15 protein-coding genes and 1 pseudogene are annotated in these 15,960 nt (G+C 41.9%); 3 read left to right on the forward strand and 13 right to left on the reverse strand.

What is annotated here, in order from left to right:
• Positions 1–31: 31 nt before the first annotated feature.
• Positions 32–1,024 (reverse strand): ABC transporter substrate-binding protein, encoded by a 993-nt coding sequence (locus tag MFF31_RS03145; RefSeq protein WP_238186674.1) that lies wholly within the window; start codon positions 1,022–1,024, stop codon positions 32–34.
• Between the two features lie 281 nt (positions 1,025–1,305).
• Positions 1,306–2,718: an aminotransferase-like domain-containing protein gene (locus MFF31_RS03150; protein WP_238186675.1), complete on the reverse strand. Its 1,413-nt coding sequence runs from the start codon at positions 2,716–2,718 to the stop codon at positions 1,306–1,308.
• Between the two features lie 140 nt (positions 2,719–2,858).
• On the opposite strand from MFF31_RS03150, the gene MFF31_RS03155 reads away from it, so the two are divergent.
• Positions 2,859–3,770 (forward strand): DMT family transporter, encoded by a 912-nt coding sequence (locus tag MFF31_RS03155; RefSeq protein ID WP_238186676.1) that lies wholly within the window; start codon positions 2,859–2,861, stop codon positions 3,768–3,770.
• A gap of 88 nt (positions 3,771–3,858) precedes the next feature.
• Here the strand turns inward: MFF31_RS03155 and MFF31_RS25145 are convergent.
• Positions 3,859–4,011: pseudogene (locus tag MFF31_RS25145) on the reverse strand (MarR family transcriptional regulator); the annotation flags it as partial.
• A 216-nt stretch (positions 4,012–4,227) separates the two neighbouring features.
• On the opposite strand from MFF31_RS25145, the gene MFF31_RS03160 reads away from it, so the two are divergent.
• The gene (locus tag MFF31_RS03160) at positions 4,228–5,205 is read left to right on the forward strand and encodes a tRNA dihydrouridine synthase (protein WP_238186677.1); all 978 of its coding nucleotides are present in this window, start codon (positions 4,228–4,230) and stop codon (positions 5,203–5,205) included.
• Positions 5,206–5,817: 612 nt separating this feature from the next.
• On the opposite strand, the gene groL is transcribed toward MFF31_RS03160, so the two are convergent.
• From groL to MFF31_RS03210, 10 genes are all read right to left on the reverse strand, one after another.
• Positions 5,818–7,452 (reverse strand): chaperonin GroEL, encoded by a 1,635-nt coding sequence (groL, locus tag MFF31_RS03165; protein ID WP_238186678.1) that lies wholly within the window; start codon positions 7,450–7,452, stop codon positions 5,818–5,820.
• Positions 7,453–7,505: 53 nt separating this feature from the next.
• Positions 7,506–7,787, reverse strand: coding sequence for a co-chaperone GroES (gene groES, locus MFF31_RS03170; protein WP_238186679.1), 282 nt, complete (start codon positions 7,785–7,787; stop codon positions 7,506–7,508).
• A gap of 183 nt (positions 7,788–7,970) precedes the next feature.
• Positions 7,971–8,564 carry a TetR/AcrR family transcriptional regulator gene (locus tag MFF31_RS03175; protein ID WP_238186680.1) on the reverse strand — a complete coding sequence of 198 codons (594 nt, stop codon included), beginning with the start codon at positions 8,562–8,564 and terminating at the stop codon, positions 7,971–7,973.
• Between the two features lie 30 nt (positions 8,565–8,594).
• On the reverse strand, positions 8,595–9,755 hold the full coding sequence (locus tag MFF31_RS03180; RefSeq protein WP_238186681.1) for a YhgE/Pip domain-containing protein: 1,161 nt from the start codon (positions 9,753–9,755) through the stop codon (positions 8,595–8,597).
• Between the two features lie 198 nt (positions 9,756–9,953).
• A complete protein-coding gene (gene tatC, locus MFF31_RS03185; RefSeq protein ID WP_238188465.1) occupies positions 9,954–10,757 on the reverse strand; it encodes a twin-arginine translocase subunit TatC in 804 nt (267 codons plus the stop codon).
• 64 nt (positions 10,758–10,821) lie between these two features.
• Positions 10,822–11,055: a twin-arginine translocase TatA/TatE family subunit gene (gene tatA, locus MFF31_RS03190; protein WP_238186682.1), complete on the reverse strand. Its 234-nt coding sequence runs from the start codon at positions 11,053–11,055 to the stop codon at positions 10,822–10,824.
• Positions 11,056–11,124: 69 nt separating this feature from the next.
• The gene (locus MFF31_RS03195) at positions 11,125–12,177 is read right to left on the reverse strand and encodes a molybdopterin-binding protein (RefSeq protein ID WP_238186683.1); all 1,053 of its coding nucleotides are present in this window, start codon (positions 12,175–12,177) and stop codon (positions 11,125–11,127) included.
• Positions 12,174–12,668 (reverse strand): MogA/MoaB family molybdenum cofactor biosynthesis protein, encoded by a 495-nt coding sequence (locus tag MFF31_RS03200; RefSeq protein WP_238186684.1) that lies wholly within the window; start codon positions 12,666–12,668, stop codon positions 12,174–12,176. The genes MFF31_RS03195 and MFF31_RS03200 overlap by 4 nt, the downstream gene beginning before the upstream one ends.
• 27 nt (positions 12,669–12,695) lie before the next feature.
• Entirely contained in the window at positions 12,696–13,175 is a 480-nt protein-coding gene (gene moaC, locus MFF31_RS03205) for a cyclic pyranopterin monophosphate synthase MoaC (RefSeq protein ID WP_238186685.1), read from the reverse strand.
• A 27-nt stretch (positions 13,176–13,202) separates the two neighbouring features.
• Complete coding sequence (locus MFF31_RS03210; protein WP_238186686.1) at positions 13,203–13,820, reverse strand: 5-formyltetrahydrofolate cyclo-ligase; 618 nt, start codon at positions 13,818–13,820, stop codon at positions 13,203–13,205.
• A gap of 143 nt (positions 13,821–13,963) precedes the next feature.
• Between MFF31_RS03210 and MFF31_RS03215 the strand changes: the two genes are divergently transcribed.
• Positions 13,964–15,898: an ABC-F family ATP-binding cassette domain-containing protein gene (locus tag MFF31_RS03215; RefSeq protein ID WP_238186687.1), complete on the forward strand. Its 1,935-nt coding sequence runs from the start codon at positions 13,964–13,966 to the stop codon at positions 15,896–15,898.
• The last annotated feature ends 62 nt before the right edge of the window (positions 15,899–15,960 follow it).

Consider the following 15,960-nt stretch of genomic DNA (forward strand, 5'->3'; position numbering starts at 1 on the left):
TGGGCCGTCTTGTGGACGACCCAATCTTTACTTATTTTAGAAGGAAAGTATTTAGATCATCCACTACTTTATTTACTGCTTGAATCCCCAGTCCGCTCATCCAATATTCCCAATCGACGGAATTTACACTATTATTTTTTACTCCATTAAGAGTAGCCCATAACGGGCTTTTTTCTATTTTGGCAAACGCATCCGGATCTCTATCAAACCAGAGTATGACATCTCCATCTAGTTCAGACATCTGCTCTTCTGTAATATCTTTTGAAAATTCATCTTTATTTTGAGGTGCTGGGCGATTAATTCCGGCATCTGTCATAATCGTACCCGCAAATGTAGCCTTCATATAAATTTGAATCTTATCTGCACGTGGACGGAATAGGGACACTTCTTTCCCGCCTTTATCAGTTAAATCATTTTTTAATTTATCTATTCTTTCCTGATATGCATCAAGCAACTTTTTACCTTCTGCTTGTTTGTTTACTGCTTCTGCATGGAGTTGTAAATTAGATTTCCACGTTACCCCTAAAGTTTCTACAAACAATGCAGGAGCAATTCCGCCTAATTGTGCGTATATCGCATCATGCGTATCCTTATTGCCGATAATTAAATCTGGTTTTAAAGCATCTATCGCTTCCAAATTAGGTTCGTTAACAGACCCAATGTTCTTTATTCCATCAGTCCCTGGCAAATAAGCGGGATATGGATCACCTGCCGCCAAAATCGATGGAGCTCCAATCGGAATAATTCCTAACGCCAACAGATTATCAAGTGCACCAATATCAAGTACAACAATTTTCGAAGGACTAGTTGGAACTGTTACATCTCCATATGCATCTTTAACCGTACGAGTTGCAGATGTCTCGGCCGATGCCTTAGCATTATTTTCTTTGGATGCCCCGCTGGTTGCGCCATTCTCTTTACCCGATCCTGAGTTGCCGCAAGCTGAGAGAACCAACATCAATGCCACGATAAGGGAAAGGACCCCTGATGTTTTAAGACGGGAAGATTGACTACTGAATACCATTTCTGTATTCCTCCACTTTCTAATTAAGAATGATAACCATTATTAATAAGGTAACGTATATGCTGGAAATCTGTCCATGCATAAACATATTCATCTCATGTACTATTTTTAAACTTATCGTTGAATTATCCAATTAGATCCAGTTAACGCCGTTTAAATGTATACAAAATAGGCCTCTAGTAGATAACTCTACTTTGAGACCCCTTTTACTCAAACTATGCACTCTTTTTTACATTTACAAGCAGATAGATCAAAAAAGGCGCTCCAATAAATTATTCCGATTACAAAGTCCGCGACAACGCCGTCAATCGCTGCATCCCTTCCCGCAATAATATCTCATTAGCGAAGGAGTAGCTGAGCCGAATCCACGATTTCTGTTCACCTAGCGGATCACAAATTTCTCCGGGAACAAACGAAATTGACTGCTCTCTGCTCGCTCTAAACAGCGTTTCCGCCGACATATCTTCTGGCAGCTTGACCCACAAATTAAGTCCTCCCTCTGGTGCGCTCCACTCCCAGCCTGCCTGCGTCAGTTCTTCCTCCATAATCTCTTTATGAACTTGAAGCGCGATGCGCAGCTTGCCCAGATGCTGTTGCAGCCGCTGAGAAGTATAGTAATGTAGAAATATTTTCTGATTAAGCAACGGAGTTCCATTATCCGCCAATGACTTCGCTTTAATTAGCTGCTCCATTAATGGATTTCGGCAAGCAATTGCACAAATTCGTAGTCCAGGTGCAATATATTTGCTAAAGCTGTTAATATAGATCACCCAACCTTCGGTGTCATAGGCGAATAGCGGCGGAGGTGGCGGGTTGTTAAAGTAGATGTCACGAAAAGGATCATCCTCCACGAGCAAGCATCTGTACTTTTCCGCAAGCTCCACCAATAACTTGCGTTGCCATGCAGGAACCGTATAACCCGTAGGATTGTGGTGGGTCGGATTCATATAAAACATACGAGGTTTATACGTTCGCATAACCGTTTCCAGCTCAGCCAAGTCGTACCCTACCTGCTTAATTGACACCGCTATTAGCCGAGCACCTTGTCTGCGAAAAATTTCTATCGCTTTGCTGTATGTCGGCCGTTCGATTAATACCGTATCCATTGGTCCAAGCATGACTTGGGCGATCATACTAATAGCTTGTTGAGCTCCTGTTGTAATTAACAGCTCATCTGATGACAACTGTAATCGATGATTTTCTCTGTAATGCTGGCACAGCGACTCTCGAAGCTCATCATCCCCTTGAATATTGGCATATGTCCCCATCACTTTAGGATACAGATCAAACACCTTTTTTACATAATCAGATAAGTATATGTTCGGCAGCAAATTGGGATCAATAAGCGCCTGTGAGAACTGGTACTTGGCTGGTATGCGGTGAATTTCGGACAATGTTGTTGGAACAGCATTGTTAGTACAGTTGTTCCCTTCTTGAATCTCTCTCGAACAAAAACCCTCTTCTGATACAAAATATCCAGACTTGTCCTTAACATATATTTTTCCATCCTCAGTCAAACTTCTATATGCTTTAAACACCGTCAGTCGATGTACGTTAATTTCCTCTGCAAGCAAACGTATCGAAGGCAATTTCGTGTGAACTGTCCACTCTCCCCGATCTATGCGGTTCAACATATAATCATATACTTGACGGAACAACGGATGATTTTGCCGAGAATCGATCACTTTTTTCATATGTCTATATCACCTTCCCGATACAACCTATTCCCATTATTGTACACGATAACGATATCTATCTGTTCTGCCCTTTAGAATCTGTTCTGCCACACTCCCTGTATGATTAACGAAATACTTCACGAACAGGGGAAATGACGATGATTTTAGTGGCTTATGTATGTATTTGTCTAATCTTTGGTACAACCTTCTTAGCTATCAAAATCGGTGTAGATGCCGGAGCACCTCCCTTTTTCTCAGCTGGGCTGCGTTTTTTTGTAGCTGGTGTTATCTTGTTCCTTTGGATGGTATGGAGACGGAAAGCAAGCTTCTCCCTACTTTTGCGTAAAGAAATGTTGTTTATCGGGGTTGCAATGACTTTTGGAACCTTCTCTACCTTGTATTGGGCTGAGCAATATATCTCTTCTGGACTCGCAGCAGTTCTGTCTGCTACTGGTCCAATTATGATTCTATTATTGCAAATGATATTTCTTCGTCAAAAAGCTCATGCCTATTCCTTATACGGCGTGTTCATCGGCTTTAGCGGCGTACTGCTGCTCTTACTGCCTAATCAATCCGTTAATTTTTCAAAGCTGTGGATTATAGGGTGTATAGCCATATTGTTCGGAAAGTTCTGTTATGCAATCGGCGCTCTTTATTCCAAAAAGGTAATGAACAACATGTCCGAAATGTCTCCCATCGCAATGAACGCCGCACAAATGATGTACGGCGGTGCGATATTGCTTATTTTATCTCTATTCACCGAGGATGTTCGACTTAATTTCCTCTTCTCATTCGAGGCGGCAGGCTCCATGCTGTATCTCATCGTGATCGGTTCCATGATTGGGCATACGTTATTTTACTGGCTTGTAGCCAAAACGAATCCTGTTTTCCCTACCACTTGGCTCTATGTTTCCCCGCCTATTGCAGTTGGAATAGGCGTACTGTTCTATCGTGAATCCGTCTCTTGGATCACACTCATTGGGATTATGACGATTATTGCGGGTACGCTGCTTGTGAATGCTCATGCATTGAAGCAGATGGTGATGAAGAAGCGGGTACGAGCTGTTTAAGTATTTACAGTAAGAACAGAAAAGGAAGACCATTTTTGTAGAATTGAGTTACCACACAACAATTCGCAGAAAGCAGTCTTCCTATGAGTCATATTGAAATAGATTTGATTTCACCTCTGGTTACAAACCAGTGAAATTGCCAGATTTCGTTCGCACGACTATTGTTAGGGTCACGGATACGCTCTATAAAACCTTTTTCCTCTAAATCATCCGCCATCCTTGCTATATTCTTCTTGTCTTTGTTTAGCTTTTCTCAGTCGGCGATGAAATATATCGCATAAAAGTGGTCAAGCAATTATCCAATCTTATGTGTCGTATGCGGGAACAAGTCGACAGGTTGCACGCTCACACAATCGATTCTGTGCATCAAACGAAAAAAAATGATATTATGTATGATGGGTAAAGAACTTTACTATAGCTTATATCGTTTTTAAATGTTGCAACAAGAGGAGATATTATGAGTAACGAACAAAATTTTTGGCTTGATTTACCAAAGCCGTTTTTTATATTAGCACCAATGGAAGATGTCACAGATGTTGTATTTCGTCATGTCATTAGTGAAGCTGCAAAACCTGACGTGTTTTTCACAGAATTCACAAGCACAGAAAGTTATTGTCACCCTGTAGGAAAAGACAGTGTACGTGGTCGCTTGACGTTCACAGAAGATGAGCAACCGATTGTCGCTCATATTTGGGGCAATAAACCTGCACTTTTTGCACAGATGAGTATTGATATGAAAAAACTTGGTTTTCGCGGTATCGATTTAAACATGGGATGCCCCGTACAAAACGTTGCATCCAATGGGAAAGGTGCTGGATTAATCCAACATCCTGACCTTGCAGCAGAAATTATTCAAGCAGCAAAAGCAGGTGGATTGCCAGTTAGTGTTAAAACAAGATTGGGTTACTTTGAAGTTGACGAGTGGCGCGATTGGTTAGGACATATATTGAAACAAGATATTGCGAATCTTTCCATTCACCTTCGTACAAAAAAAGAAATGAGCAAGGTAGAAGCACACTGGGAACTAATCCCTGAAATAAAAAAATTGCGTGATGAAATTGCTCCAAATACGTTGTTAACCATTAATGGAGATATTCCAGACCGCGCAACAGGATTAAAATTAGTAGAACAATACGGCGTTGATGGAGTCATGATTGGCCGTGGCATTTTCACCAATCCATTTGCTTTTGAAAAAGAACCTAAAGAACATAGTGCGAAGGAATTTCTCAATTTACTTCTTTTACAGTTGGATCTTCACGATAAATATTCAACTGAAACGCAGCCACGTTCATTTAAACCACTTCTTCGCTTTTTCAAAATCTATGTTCGTGGATTTAGAGGTGCAAACGAACTTAGAATTCAATTAATGGATAGCAAGTCAACAGATGAAGTACGTCGTTTAGTACAAGCTGTTTTAGATCAAGAATTAGATTGAATCATATCGATTTGTACATGATTAAAAATAATGAGAGACCTCCCAAAAGTTCAATGAACTCTTGAGAGGTCTCTCATTTTTGCACGATTTGGTCAAGCAGTGTTTCCTTGAAAGGAAACACTTGATGCTACTGACTTCTCAGCCTGATTACCGCATAGAGCATTTTTGTGCTCCATCGGCGATGATATCTACCGCTTAAGCGCGGTCCTTCATCATCGAATTACTACGATAGTGATTTCATTACATAATGCCGCCAATAAGCTGCCTTTTCAATAAAAAGCAACTGGTCATTATGATCGGCTGCCGCACAGTATTAATAGAACTTATATTTATTCGATGTAAAATTCTTCATATATTTTGATTCCTAGAAATTATTTCCCCTCCGCAGCATTCACATGTAGTTTACTTTCATATTGTTTTCCTAATTACTTTGAGAATCGCACTAACTAGAAACGTGACCTGAATCGTTCCAACAGCGGGTGCCACATCGGGAATTCGCTTATCAGAAAAATTACTTCGGAATGGTATGAGAAGGTCCTTGACGATTTAAATAGAAAACGGGCTCCCGAAGGAGCCCGTAAACCTTGCTATTATAAGATTTTGGGGGATGAATTACATCATGCCGCCCATGCCACCCATACCGCCCATATCAGGCATGCCGCCGCCAGCACCTTTAGGTTCTGGTTTGTCAGCAACAACTGCTTCTGTAGTCAAGAACATAGCTGCTACGGAAGCTGCGTTTTGTAGTGCGGAACGAGTTACTTTAGCAGGGTCAACGATACCTGCTTCGAACATGTTCACCCATTTGCCAGTTGCAGCATTGTAACCAACGCCTACAGCTTCGTTTTTCAGACGCTCAACGATTACAGAACCTTCTTGGCCTGCGTTCGCAGCGATTGTGCGAATTGGCTCCTCAAGGGAACGAAGAACGATGTTAACGCCTGTTTGCTCGTCGCCTTCAGCAACTACAGCTTCAACAGCTTTGTATACGTTGATAAGTGCAGTACCACCACCGGATACGATACCTTCTTCAACAGCAGCACGAGTGGAGTTAAGAGCATCTTCAATGCGAAGTTTGCGCTCTTTCAATTCTGTTTCAGTAGCTGCGCCAACTTTGATAACTGCAACGCCGCCAGCTAGTTTAGCTAGACGCTCTTGCAATTTCTCACGGTCGAAATCAGAAGTTGTATCTTCTAATTGTGCACGGATTTGGTTAACACGAGCAACGATGTCAGCGGAGTCGCCAGCGCCATCAACGATGATTGTGTTTTCTTTTGTAATACGGATTTGACGAGCGGAACCAAGCTGTTCAACAGTTGTTGATTTTAGCTCAAGTCCAAGCTCTTCAGTGATCACTTGACCACCAGTTAGAGCAGCGATATCTTGTAGCATTGCTTTACGACGGTCGCCGAAGCCTGGAGCTTTAACAGCCACACATGTGAATGTACCGCGTAGCTTGTTCACAACTAGAGTTGCTTGAGCTTCGCCTTCTACATCCTCAGCAATGATAAGAAGTTGCTTGCCGGATTGAACAACTTTCTCAAGTACCGGAAGAATTTCTTGAATGTTTGTAATTTTTTTATCTGTAATAAGAACGTAAGGGTTGTCAAGAACCGCTTCCATCTTATCTGTGTCAGTAATCATGTACGGGGAGATGTATCCACGGTCGAATTGCATACCTTCAACCACTTCAAGCTCAGTTACGAAGCCTTTGGACTCCTCAACAGTGATAACGCCGTCATTGCCAACTTTCTCCATTGCTTCAGCGATCAATTGACCAACTTCCTCGTCAGCGGAGGAGATGGAAGCAACTTGTGCAATCGATTGTTTACCTTCGATTGGTTTGGAGATAGCTTTAAGCTCATCTACAGCAGCTTTAACTGCTTTCTCGATACCTTTGCGGATAACCATAGGGTTAGCGCCTGCAGTAACGTTTTTCAAGCCTTCGCGGATCATCGCTTGAGCAAGAACTGTAGCTGTTGTTGTACCGTCACCGGCAACATCATTAGTTTTTGTTGCAACTTCTTTTACAAGCTGTGCGCCCATGTTTTCAAACGCATCTTCAAGCTCGATTTCTTTTGCAATGGAAACACCATCGTTAGTGATCAATGGGCTACCAAATTTTTTCTCCAAAACAACGTTACGTCCTTTTGGACCAAGTGTAACCTTCACTGCATTTGCAAGTGCATCAACACCGCGCAACATTGCGCGACGAGCGTCTTCACTAAATTTAATTTCTTTAGCCATGATCGGTAACCTCCCAAAAATATGTTTAAGTATTTGTATACGAATTTACTTTATTATTCGAAAATCGCGTGAATGTCGCTTTCTTTCATAATCAAATACTCTTTACCTTCGTATTTGATTTCTGTGCCTGCGTATTTGGAGAATAGAACGCGGTCGCCTTCTTTTACTTCCAATGCAACGCGAACGCCGTCTTTAAGCGATCCACTACCAACAGCTATAACTTTTCCTTCTTGCGGCTTTTCTTTAGCCGTATCCGGCAGCACGATGCCGCTCGCAGTTGTTTCTTCTTTCGCGATTGGTTCGATCAATACGCGTTCACCCAAAGGTTTAATCATTGAAAATAGCCTCCCTCGATAATTGTCGCTTATTAACATTTCGTTAGCACTCATAAGCGGATAGTGCTAACAACTGTTTTTATCATACCTATTTTCACGGTCGATTTCAAGTGCTTGGTTTTATTTTTCAGTATTTTTGCGCTACTTAAGAAAAAGAAAAGCTTATGTGCACCTCTAAAGCGATTACTCGTCCCTATAATGCAAACCATTCATAATAAAATCGGTCAAATCTTCGATCAATGATTCTATGTCTGGCAGCTTTTCAACATTGATCTCTATCCAATATTTCTGATGCCTATGGAACAGCAACGCACCTACAATCGACATAAAAGTAGTATCAAGGGAACGAAAGTGAAAATACCCTTGCTCCCGTCCCTCACCTACCCACTTTTGAAGTAATCTCCACATCGGCATAACATGTTGTCTAATTAATTCAATACGAGGTGAATTCATAACGATCTCTTGTTGAATAATACTAATGATCTCTGGGTCAGAGAACCGGAACATAGAGACTTCGCGAATAATAAGCTTAACTCCAAGAACAGGATGCAGCTCTCTATCGACACTAGAAATTCTATCGTTAGGAATAAATGTTTCAAAAAGCGCATTGTACAAATTTTCTTTTCCGCCAAAATGATAGGAGACCAGCGCTACATTAGCGCTTGCCTCATCGCAAATTTGTCTAATGGTCGTTCCGTCATATCCCTGTTTTGCAATTAACTTCTTCGCCGCAAGCAAAATTCGAATTTTAATATCTGTATCGTCAGCAATCTTCATGAACGTCCTCCATGCTGTTTCTTATGAATGTTATTCTTTATGATTGGCTATAATCGCTTGTGCCTCACGAACGTATTGACCTTTTACAGCTACAGCACCTGCACTTATAGCAACCGCTATGCAACTAATTAAGATAAGCATCCCCGCATCGGCTCCAACACTAGGTCCTCCGAACAAAATATTCATCGTACCGTCTACAGCGTAAGTTGCTGGCAAACCCGTTCCGAGGCTCGTGTAGAAATCTGACAGTAACTCACGGGGAACTATCGCACCTGACGCTACAAGTTGTACAGAAAGCAGCATAATATTAAAGAGCATACCCGCCATTCCCAGCACATACAAGAACATTTGTGAAACAAACATAAACGTTAGAACAAACAGCAGTTGGAATCCCCATAGTTGTAAGAACCCTTCTTCAACTTGCCCGCCTAATGCAAGAAGTAACGTCGAACCAACTAAAGCAACCACGATAGCAGAAATTATATTTATGAAGCTCCTTGCACCGAATCTCCTCCATTTACTGATGCTTCCTGCGACTGCTATAGAGGATTGCTCCAAATTCATTCCCATTATCATTGCCCCAACATAAGATGCAAGCACCATCATCATCGGCACCATTTGATTGTTCATCCCTTGAACAATATTAGATGATTGGAATTCAGACCTTACCCGTTCAGACAAACTTTCCGAAGTAGCTACAGCCTGTTCCACTGGTACGTTCATAGCAGTGATTGTTTGCATAATACCCATGGAAACAGCATTCTTGTTTACTTCTGCCGTAATTTGCGCCGCGGCGCCGCTCATAATGCTTTTGATTAAAGCAGGGTTCGATTCATTGATATAGTATTGTAAGCTTGCTTGGCCTTCAATCATTGCGACTTGTTTAGAAAAATCGCTAGGGATATGAACAATCATCTGTAATTTCCGTTCATTCAGCTCTTCTTTCGCCGATTCTAGAGAATCCAACTGAACCATGTCGAAAGGCAGTCCCTTTACCAAGTTTGCGGCTATCTCTTTTCCCATACCGGCATCTTCCGTTACGATTGCAATTCGCAATGTATCTACACGATCCGTCACTCCATTATAACCTGTCATCCAAATGACCGAAAAAATAATTTGAAACATCAATGCCGTTATAATACCAACCCATGTTGTTGGACGTTTCATAAACGCTTTTAATGCTGATCCCATTTAAACCACTCCATTTCACTAAATTAAACAATCGTTTAAAACAACTGTTTAAATTATGTTCTTGATACACTCCTCTTGTCAAGCACAAAAAAAGCTGCCGTTTCATTAGAAACGACAGCTCACCTTTTATATAACGATGTACGTATGAAATTGTTATATTCCTAACCTACAACTTACACTTCAATTAGTCCCTTAGACTTATTCTTCATCCTGTTCCTCATCCCACTTTTCATCAGCAACTTGCTGCTTCTTGTAAATAATTCCGGAGAAGAACACACTCGCTTCGTACAAAATAATAAGCGGAATGATAACAAGCACGTCCGAAATAAAGTCCGGTGGTGTAATCATTACCCCAATTGCTGCCATAATGAAGTAGGCAAGACGCCGCATTTTACGCAATCTTATTGGGTTGACGATCCGGATAGCTGTCAGGAACATAATTAATAACGGTAGTTCGAATAATAGTGAAATCGGTATTAATATGCTAAACATAAATGAAAAATATTGGATAATGCCATACGTTTCCGTCAAATCCAATTTTGCCGCAATGGCACGAGTAAAATCATACGCTAGCGGAAATACGACAAAATAAGCAAATGACAAACCGATTAAAAACATTATAAGTGCAAATGGTACATACTTTAGCGTCGAACGTTGCTCATGTTTCCTAAGTGCTGGTTTTACAAACGACCATAATTGGAATGTGGTAAAAGGCAGTGTAATCACTAACGCAATTACGAATGCAATTTTCATATACATGCCAATACCATCCCATAACGAGAACGTATGTAAGGAAAGTGTATCGTCTGCTGGAGGTTGCGTCATTAGAAAATCATACACCGGTTGTGCGACAGTTAATCCAAGTATAAGACCTATAGTCAGTACAATAATGACGTAGATAAGACGTTTTCGAAATTCCCCTAAATGCTCGAACAGCGGCATCAACCCATCTTCCCGAATGAACCCTTTGCTGCCAGCCGTTTCCTGCTTCTTGTTGTCCATCGACATTGTCTATATGCCGCCTCCTTCCTAATAATCTATACCTGCAAGAAAAAAGCGGGCCCGATTAATCCGGCAACCGCTTATTTTCCTTCTCGTTATTTTCTGTCCGGTTCACTTCAATACGACTTTTGTCTTTATCCTTGTAATCGTCATCGTCCATCATTTCACGAGCACCTGATTTGAACTCGCGTAGCGTTTTTCCGAATGCCCGGCCGAGTTCCGGCAGTTTTTTTGGACCAAACAGCAACAAGGCTATAAGAACAAGCAGGATAACACCTGATGCACCTAATCCACCCATTTCTTTGCCTCCTAATCTCATTATCAATCATTGAATGTATAAAGCATGTCCAAGCTTGGAATTTAGTTGTTAACAGCCAAGTAAGCCGCCATAACCAAGCTCCACAATATCTTTGCGAACGATGATATCACCAGCGAGTATTCTTGGCAATAACACATCGAAGGACGTATAAGGATCATGCATGACACAACCTGGCAAGCCCATAATCGGCACTTCGCCTATGTAGCCCATAAGAAGCATTGAGCCGGGTAACATTGGTGTTCCATAGCTGACAATATCGGCACCCGCAGCTTTAATAGCTCCTGGTGTACGATCATCTGGATCAACCGACATCCCACCCGTTACGAGTATCATATCATACCCTTGATCAAGCAAATAGTGTATTTCCTTGACAATTATTTGTCGATCATCTGGAGCGAAACGCTGTTCAGCAACCTCAGACCCCAAAGCACTCAGTTTCAATGCAACTGCTGGTCCAAACTTATCTTGAATTCTACCGTTAAACACTTCGCTTCCTGTTGTCAGCAACCCCACTTTAAACTTGCGCAAAGAACGAATATGAATAGGCGCGGCGCCATCATGCTTCTCACGAAATGCTCTAGCAAGGCGTTCTACCTCTTCAACCTTCCTCTTCGGTACAACAAGTGGAATGGCTCTTGTTGCTGCCAACAGTCCGCCAACTTGAACGACAGCATTGTTTTTCACAGTAGCTAAAGCAATCTCTCCAAGCTCATTAATGGCCTCAACGATGCTTTGATCAATTTGAGCTAGTCCCATTATAGATGACTTCAAACTTACTTTTCCTTCATGAGGAAGAGTGAGATTGAGATCACTACTCGCAAGCGCTTCTGCCATACGAATAGCTGCATCATCCTCGTGTAAATCTTCGTCGCCTAGTTCCATAACGTAAATATGCTCTTTGCCGATATCAAGCAGACTAGGAATATCCTCTTCTTTAATGAGATGCCCCCGGTTGAACAACCTTCCTTTAAATTGCCCAGGAATAATACGTGTCAAATCATGTGCTAATCGTAATCCGACAGCATCATGAACGGGTACTTCCTTTAGTTTAGTTGATATCCCAATCCTAATGATATTATCGGTTTCATCTTCCATAATCATCCGTTATGCTCTCCAAATTGGCCAGACAAAATACCTAGCGCATGGGGCAGCTGATCCATAATAGCCATAAGGCTTTCATGAACTCCCTTCGGACTGCCTGGTAAGTTAACGATAAGCGAGCTACCTCGTATTCCACATACGCCGCGTGATAACATTGCACGTCGCGTCTTCTGCAATGCCCCCATACGCATCGCTTCAGCGAGTCCAGGAACCTGTCGATCAATTACTCTGAGCGTAGCTTCTGGTGTTATATCACGTGGAGCAAGTCCAGTGCCACCCGTTGTCAGCACGAGATCCGCTTGAAAATATTCCGTCATCTCGATCAATGCTGCCATAATTTCGTCTTGCTCATCGGGTACTATTCTGTAATCCACAATTACGCCGCCTAGCTCTTCCTCGATAAGCTCTCGAATAACTTGTGCAGACGTATCCTCGCGTTCACCGCGCGAGCCTTTGTCGCTAGCTGTTAGTAGCGCAACCTTCCACTGCATCTCCCATTCCTCCTATCTCTATTTCGATCAAGGGGTTGTTGGACGTTGATAATCCCCATTTTTGCCGCCAGATTTCGCTAATAGCTGCGTCGGCCCGATGACCATGTCCTTTTGCAACGCTTTGCACATGTCATATACCGTCAGAGCGGTAGCAGACACTGCCGTTAACGCTTCCATTTCGACCCCTGTTTTACCCTTTGTCTTAACTGTTCCTTCTATATAAAGCTCATCCAAACCATTATCGCTGAAAACAATGTTGATGCCTGTAAGCGGTAGTGGATGGCACATTGGAATCCACTCTGATGTTTTTTTGGCTGCCATAATACCTGCAACCTGAGCAACAGCAAGTACATCACCTTTGCCAATCTTACCTTCTTTAATGCGAGTCAGTGTCGAGCTATCCATCGATACTGTAGTATGAGCTGTCGCTTCCCTTGACGTAACTTCCTTATCGGAAATGTCGACCATTCGGGCTCTGCCCTGTTCATTGAAGTGCGTTAACTCCATATGGTTCGCCCTTTCATTTCTCTTAAATCAATTTATGTACATATAGGTCGATTTCTCCGTAATTACGCCGTCCAATCGCAAATCATGAACCTCAGAAGGCACATGTTCTACAAGTTGAGCTTCGAACGAAGCACCGATCCATAACAGTTTTTTATCCCTGTAGTTAGATGATTCCAATAACGATTCTGCCAATCGATCATAATATCCACCGCCATAGCCCATTCGACCACCTTGAAGATCGAACGCTAATCCAGGCACGACAATCATATCAAGCATAAAAGATTGTTGGAGCGCAGGAGAAAGATCAGGATCAGGTTCTAGTATGCCAAAAGAGTCTTTCTTTAGCTCATTCCAGTCTCTTAGTCTGTGCAACGTCATAGAATGATCTGCCTCAATGCATTTGGGCACTATAACATCCAGCCCATTCTGCCAACACCAAGTTACAAAATCTCTTAAGTCCAATTCACTTCGAAAAGACACATAGACCAAGATGGATTTAATGCTTCGTTCCTCCACCAAATTAGCTAAATGTCTGCAAGCGCTTGATGACCATTTTGACCGAGTATCTACATCTATTGCGTTTCTTAACATTGACAGTCTAGTACGAAAGGCGGCTTTATTAGTTATCCCGTTTCCAGTAGCCATAACCTCTCATCCATCCTTCTTCCCGTCATCAAATAAACTTACATGTAGTGTACCATTGTTATACAACTTTCGCCAATGGAAGCGCTAGTTTGTGGTAAACTAGAAGGAAATCATCGATGCAATGAAGGGGCGTAGATTTCGATATGTTATTGCAGGTTTCCAATATTTCAAAAAATTATGGCGTTAGCGCCGTGTTATCTCATATATCAATGCAAGTTCTAGAGAAAGACCGTATAGGTCTCGTTGGAGTAAATGGTGCCGGTAAATCTACACTACTAAAAATTATTGCTGGAGAAATATCAGCCGACTCTGGTGATATCCATAAATCTAAAGAAACTAGATTAGGTTATTTGGCACAAAACAGCGGACTGCAATCAGATCGCTCGATAATAGAAGAAATGAGAGCAGTATTCGCAACCCTTATAGAAACTGAAAAAGAACTCCGTGAGTTAGAAAACAAAATTGCAGACCCTGAACATCACAGTGATGAAAAGAAGTACGCCGCCACGCTTGAGAGATACGCGCAACGTTCAGACTGGTTCCGTGAGCAAGGCGGCTTCGAAATCAATACGAAGATCAATAGTGTTCTTCATGGTATGGGATTTGGCCATTTTGATGTTAACACACAAATTTCCACACTAAGCGGCGGACAAAAAACACGTCTTGCTTTAGCAAGAATTTTGTTGCAATCACCCGACTTATTAATGCTGGATGAGCCGACCAACTATCTTGATATTGAGACGTTAACATGGCTAGAATCTTATTTGCGCGGCTATCCTGGAGCTATCGTTGTTGTTTCTCATGACCGCTACTTTTTGGATGCCTTAACAAATACAATTGTTGAGATCGAACGTCATGTTGCTAAACGCTACACTGGTAACTATAGTCGTTACTTGGAGCTGAAGGAAGCTGAATACGAAATTACGTTAAAACATTTTGAGAAGCAACAAGATGAAATTCAACGAATGGAAGAGTTTATTCAGCGTAACCTTGTACGAGCTTCAACAACGAAACGTGCCCAAAGCAGACGTAAAGCGCTTGATAAGATGGACAAAATGGACAGACCGCTAGGCGATCTCAAAAAAGCGAACTTCACCTTTGAAATAGAGCGAATGACAGGCAAGGACGTTTTAAATGTAAGCCAGCTTTCTGTTACTTTCCCGGGTCGTAATGCGCCGTTATTTAACAACGTTAACTTTCAATTAACTCGTGGTGAAACTGTAGCTCTTATTGGTCCTAACGGGATAGGCAAATCAACACTACTGAAAGCGCTAGTCGGTCAACTAGAGCCAGCTACAGGAACCATTCAATTCGGGACAAACGTTAAGCTTGGTTACTATGATCAAGAGCATACTCGGCTTACCGGCCAAAATACCGTCCTTGAGGAAGTATGGGGTACATATCCCCATATGGAGGAAGCCAGAATTCGAACAGTGTTGGGCAACTTCTTATTTAGTGGAGAAGATGTCTTGAAACGAATATCGTCACTTAGTGGTGGAGAAAAAGCACGTGTATCATTAGCCAAGCTAATGCTGGCGCAAGCTAACGTACTTATTTTGGATGAGCCTACCAACCATTTGGATTTATTCAGTAAAGAAGTTCTCGAAGCAGCGCTGCTCGATTACGAAGGCACATTATTCTTCATCTCCCATGACCGTTATTTCTTAAATAAGATGGCTGAACGAATTGTCGAACTAGGGCCAGAAGGCACGCAGCATTTCCTGGGCAATTATGACGAAATGTTGGACAAAAAACGTGAAATAGAAGAAGCATTAATCGAATCGTTAGAGGAGAAAAGCACTCAAAAAAAACCGAATCAAACGACCGATGCTCCTTCTCCGGGCTCTTATGAAGCTGAAAAACAAGCCAAACGAGAGGAACGTAACCGAAAGCGTAAGCTCGAACAATTAGAAGACGAAATATCGACATTAGAGACAGCTATCACTGAACTAGAAGAGCAGTTAGCAGATCCCGCCGTATTTAACGACTATATTCGCATTCAAGAGCTTCAAGAAGAAATTGAAAAACGTAAATCCTTCCTATCTTCGGCATATGAGCAATGGGAGCAACTTATGTAATAAATAAAGAGGGGGTGTCCAATAAGTCTAAAATGACTTCCGGACATCCCCCTCTTCATATA

It is taken from the genome of Paenibacillus sp. L3-i20 (genome assembly GCF_022180385.2).
In the GTDB taxonomy this organism is placed as follows: Bacteria; Bacillota; Bacilli; order Paenibacillales; family Paenibacillaceae; genus Pristimantibacillus.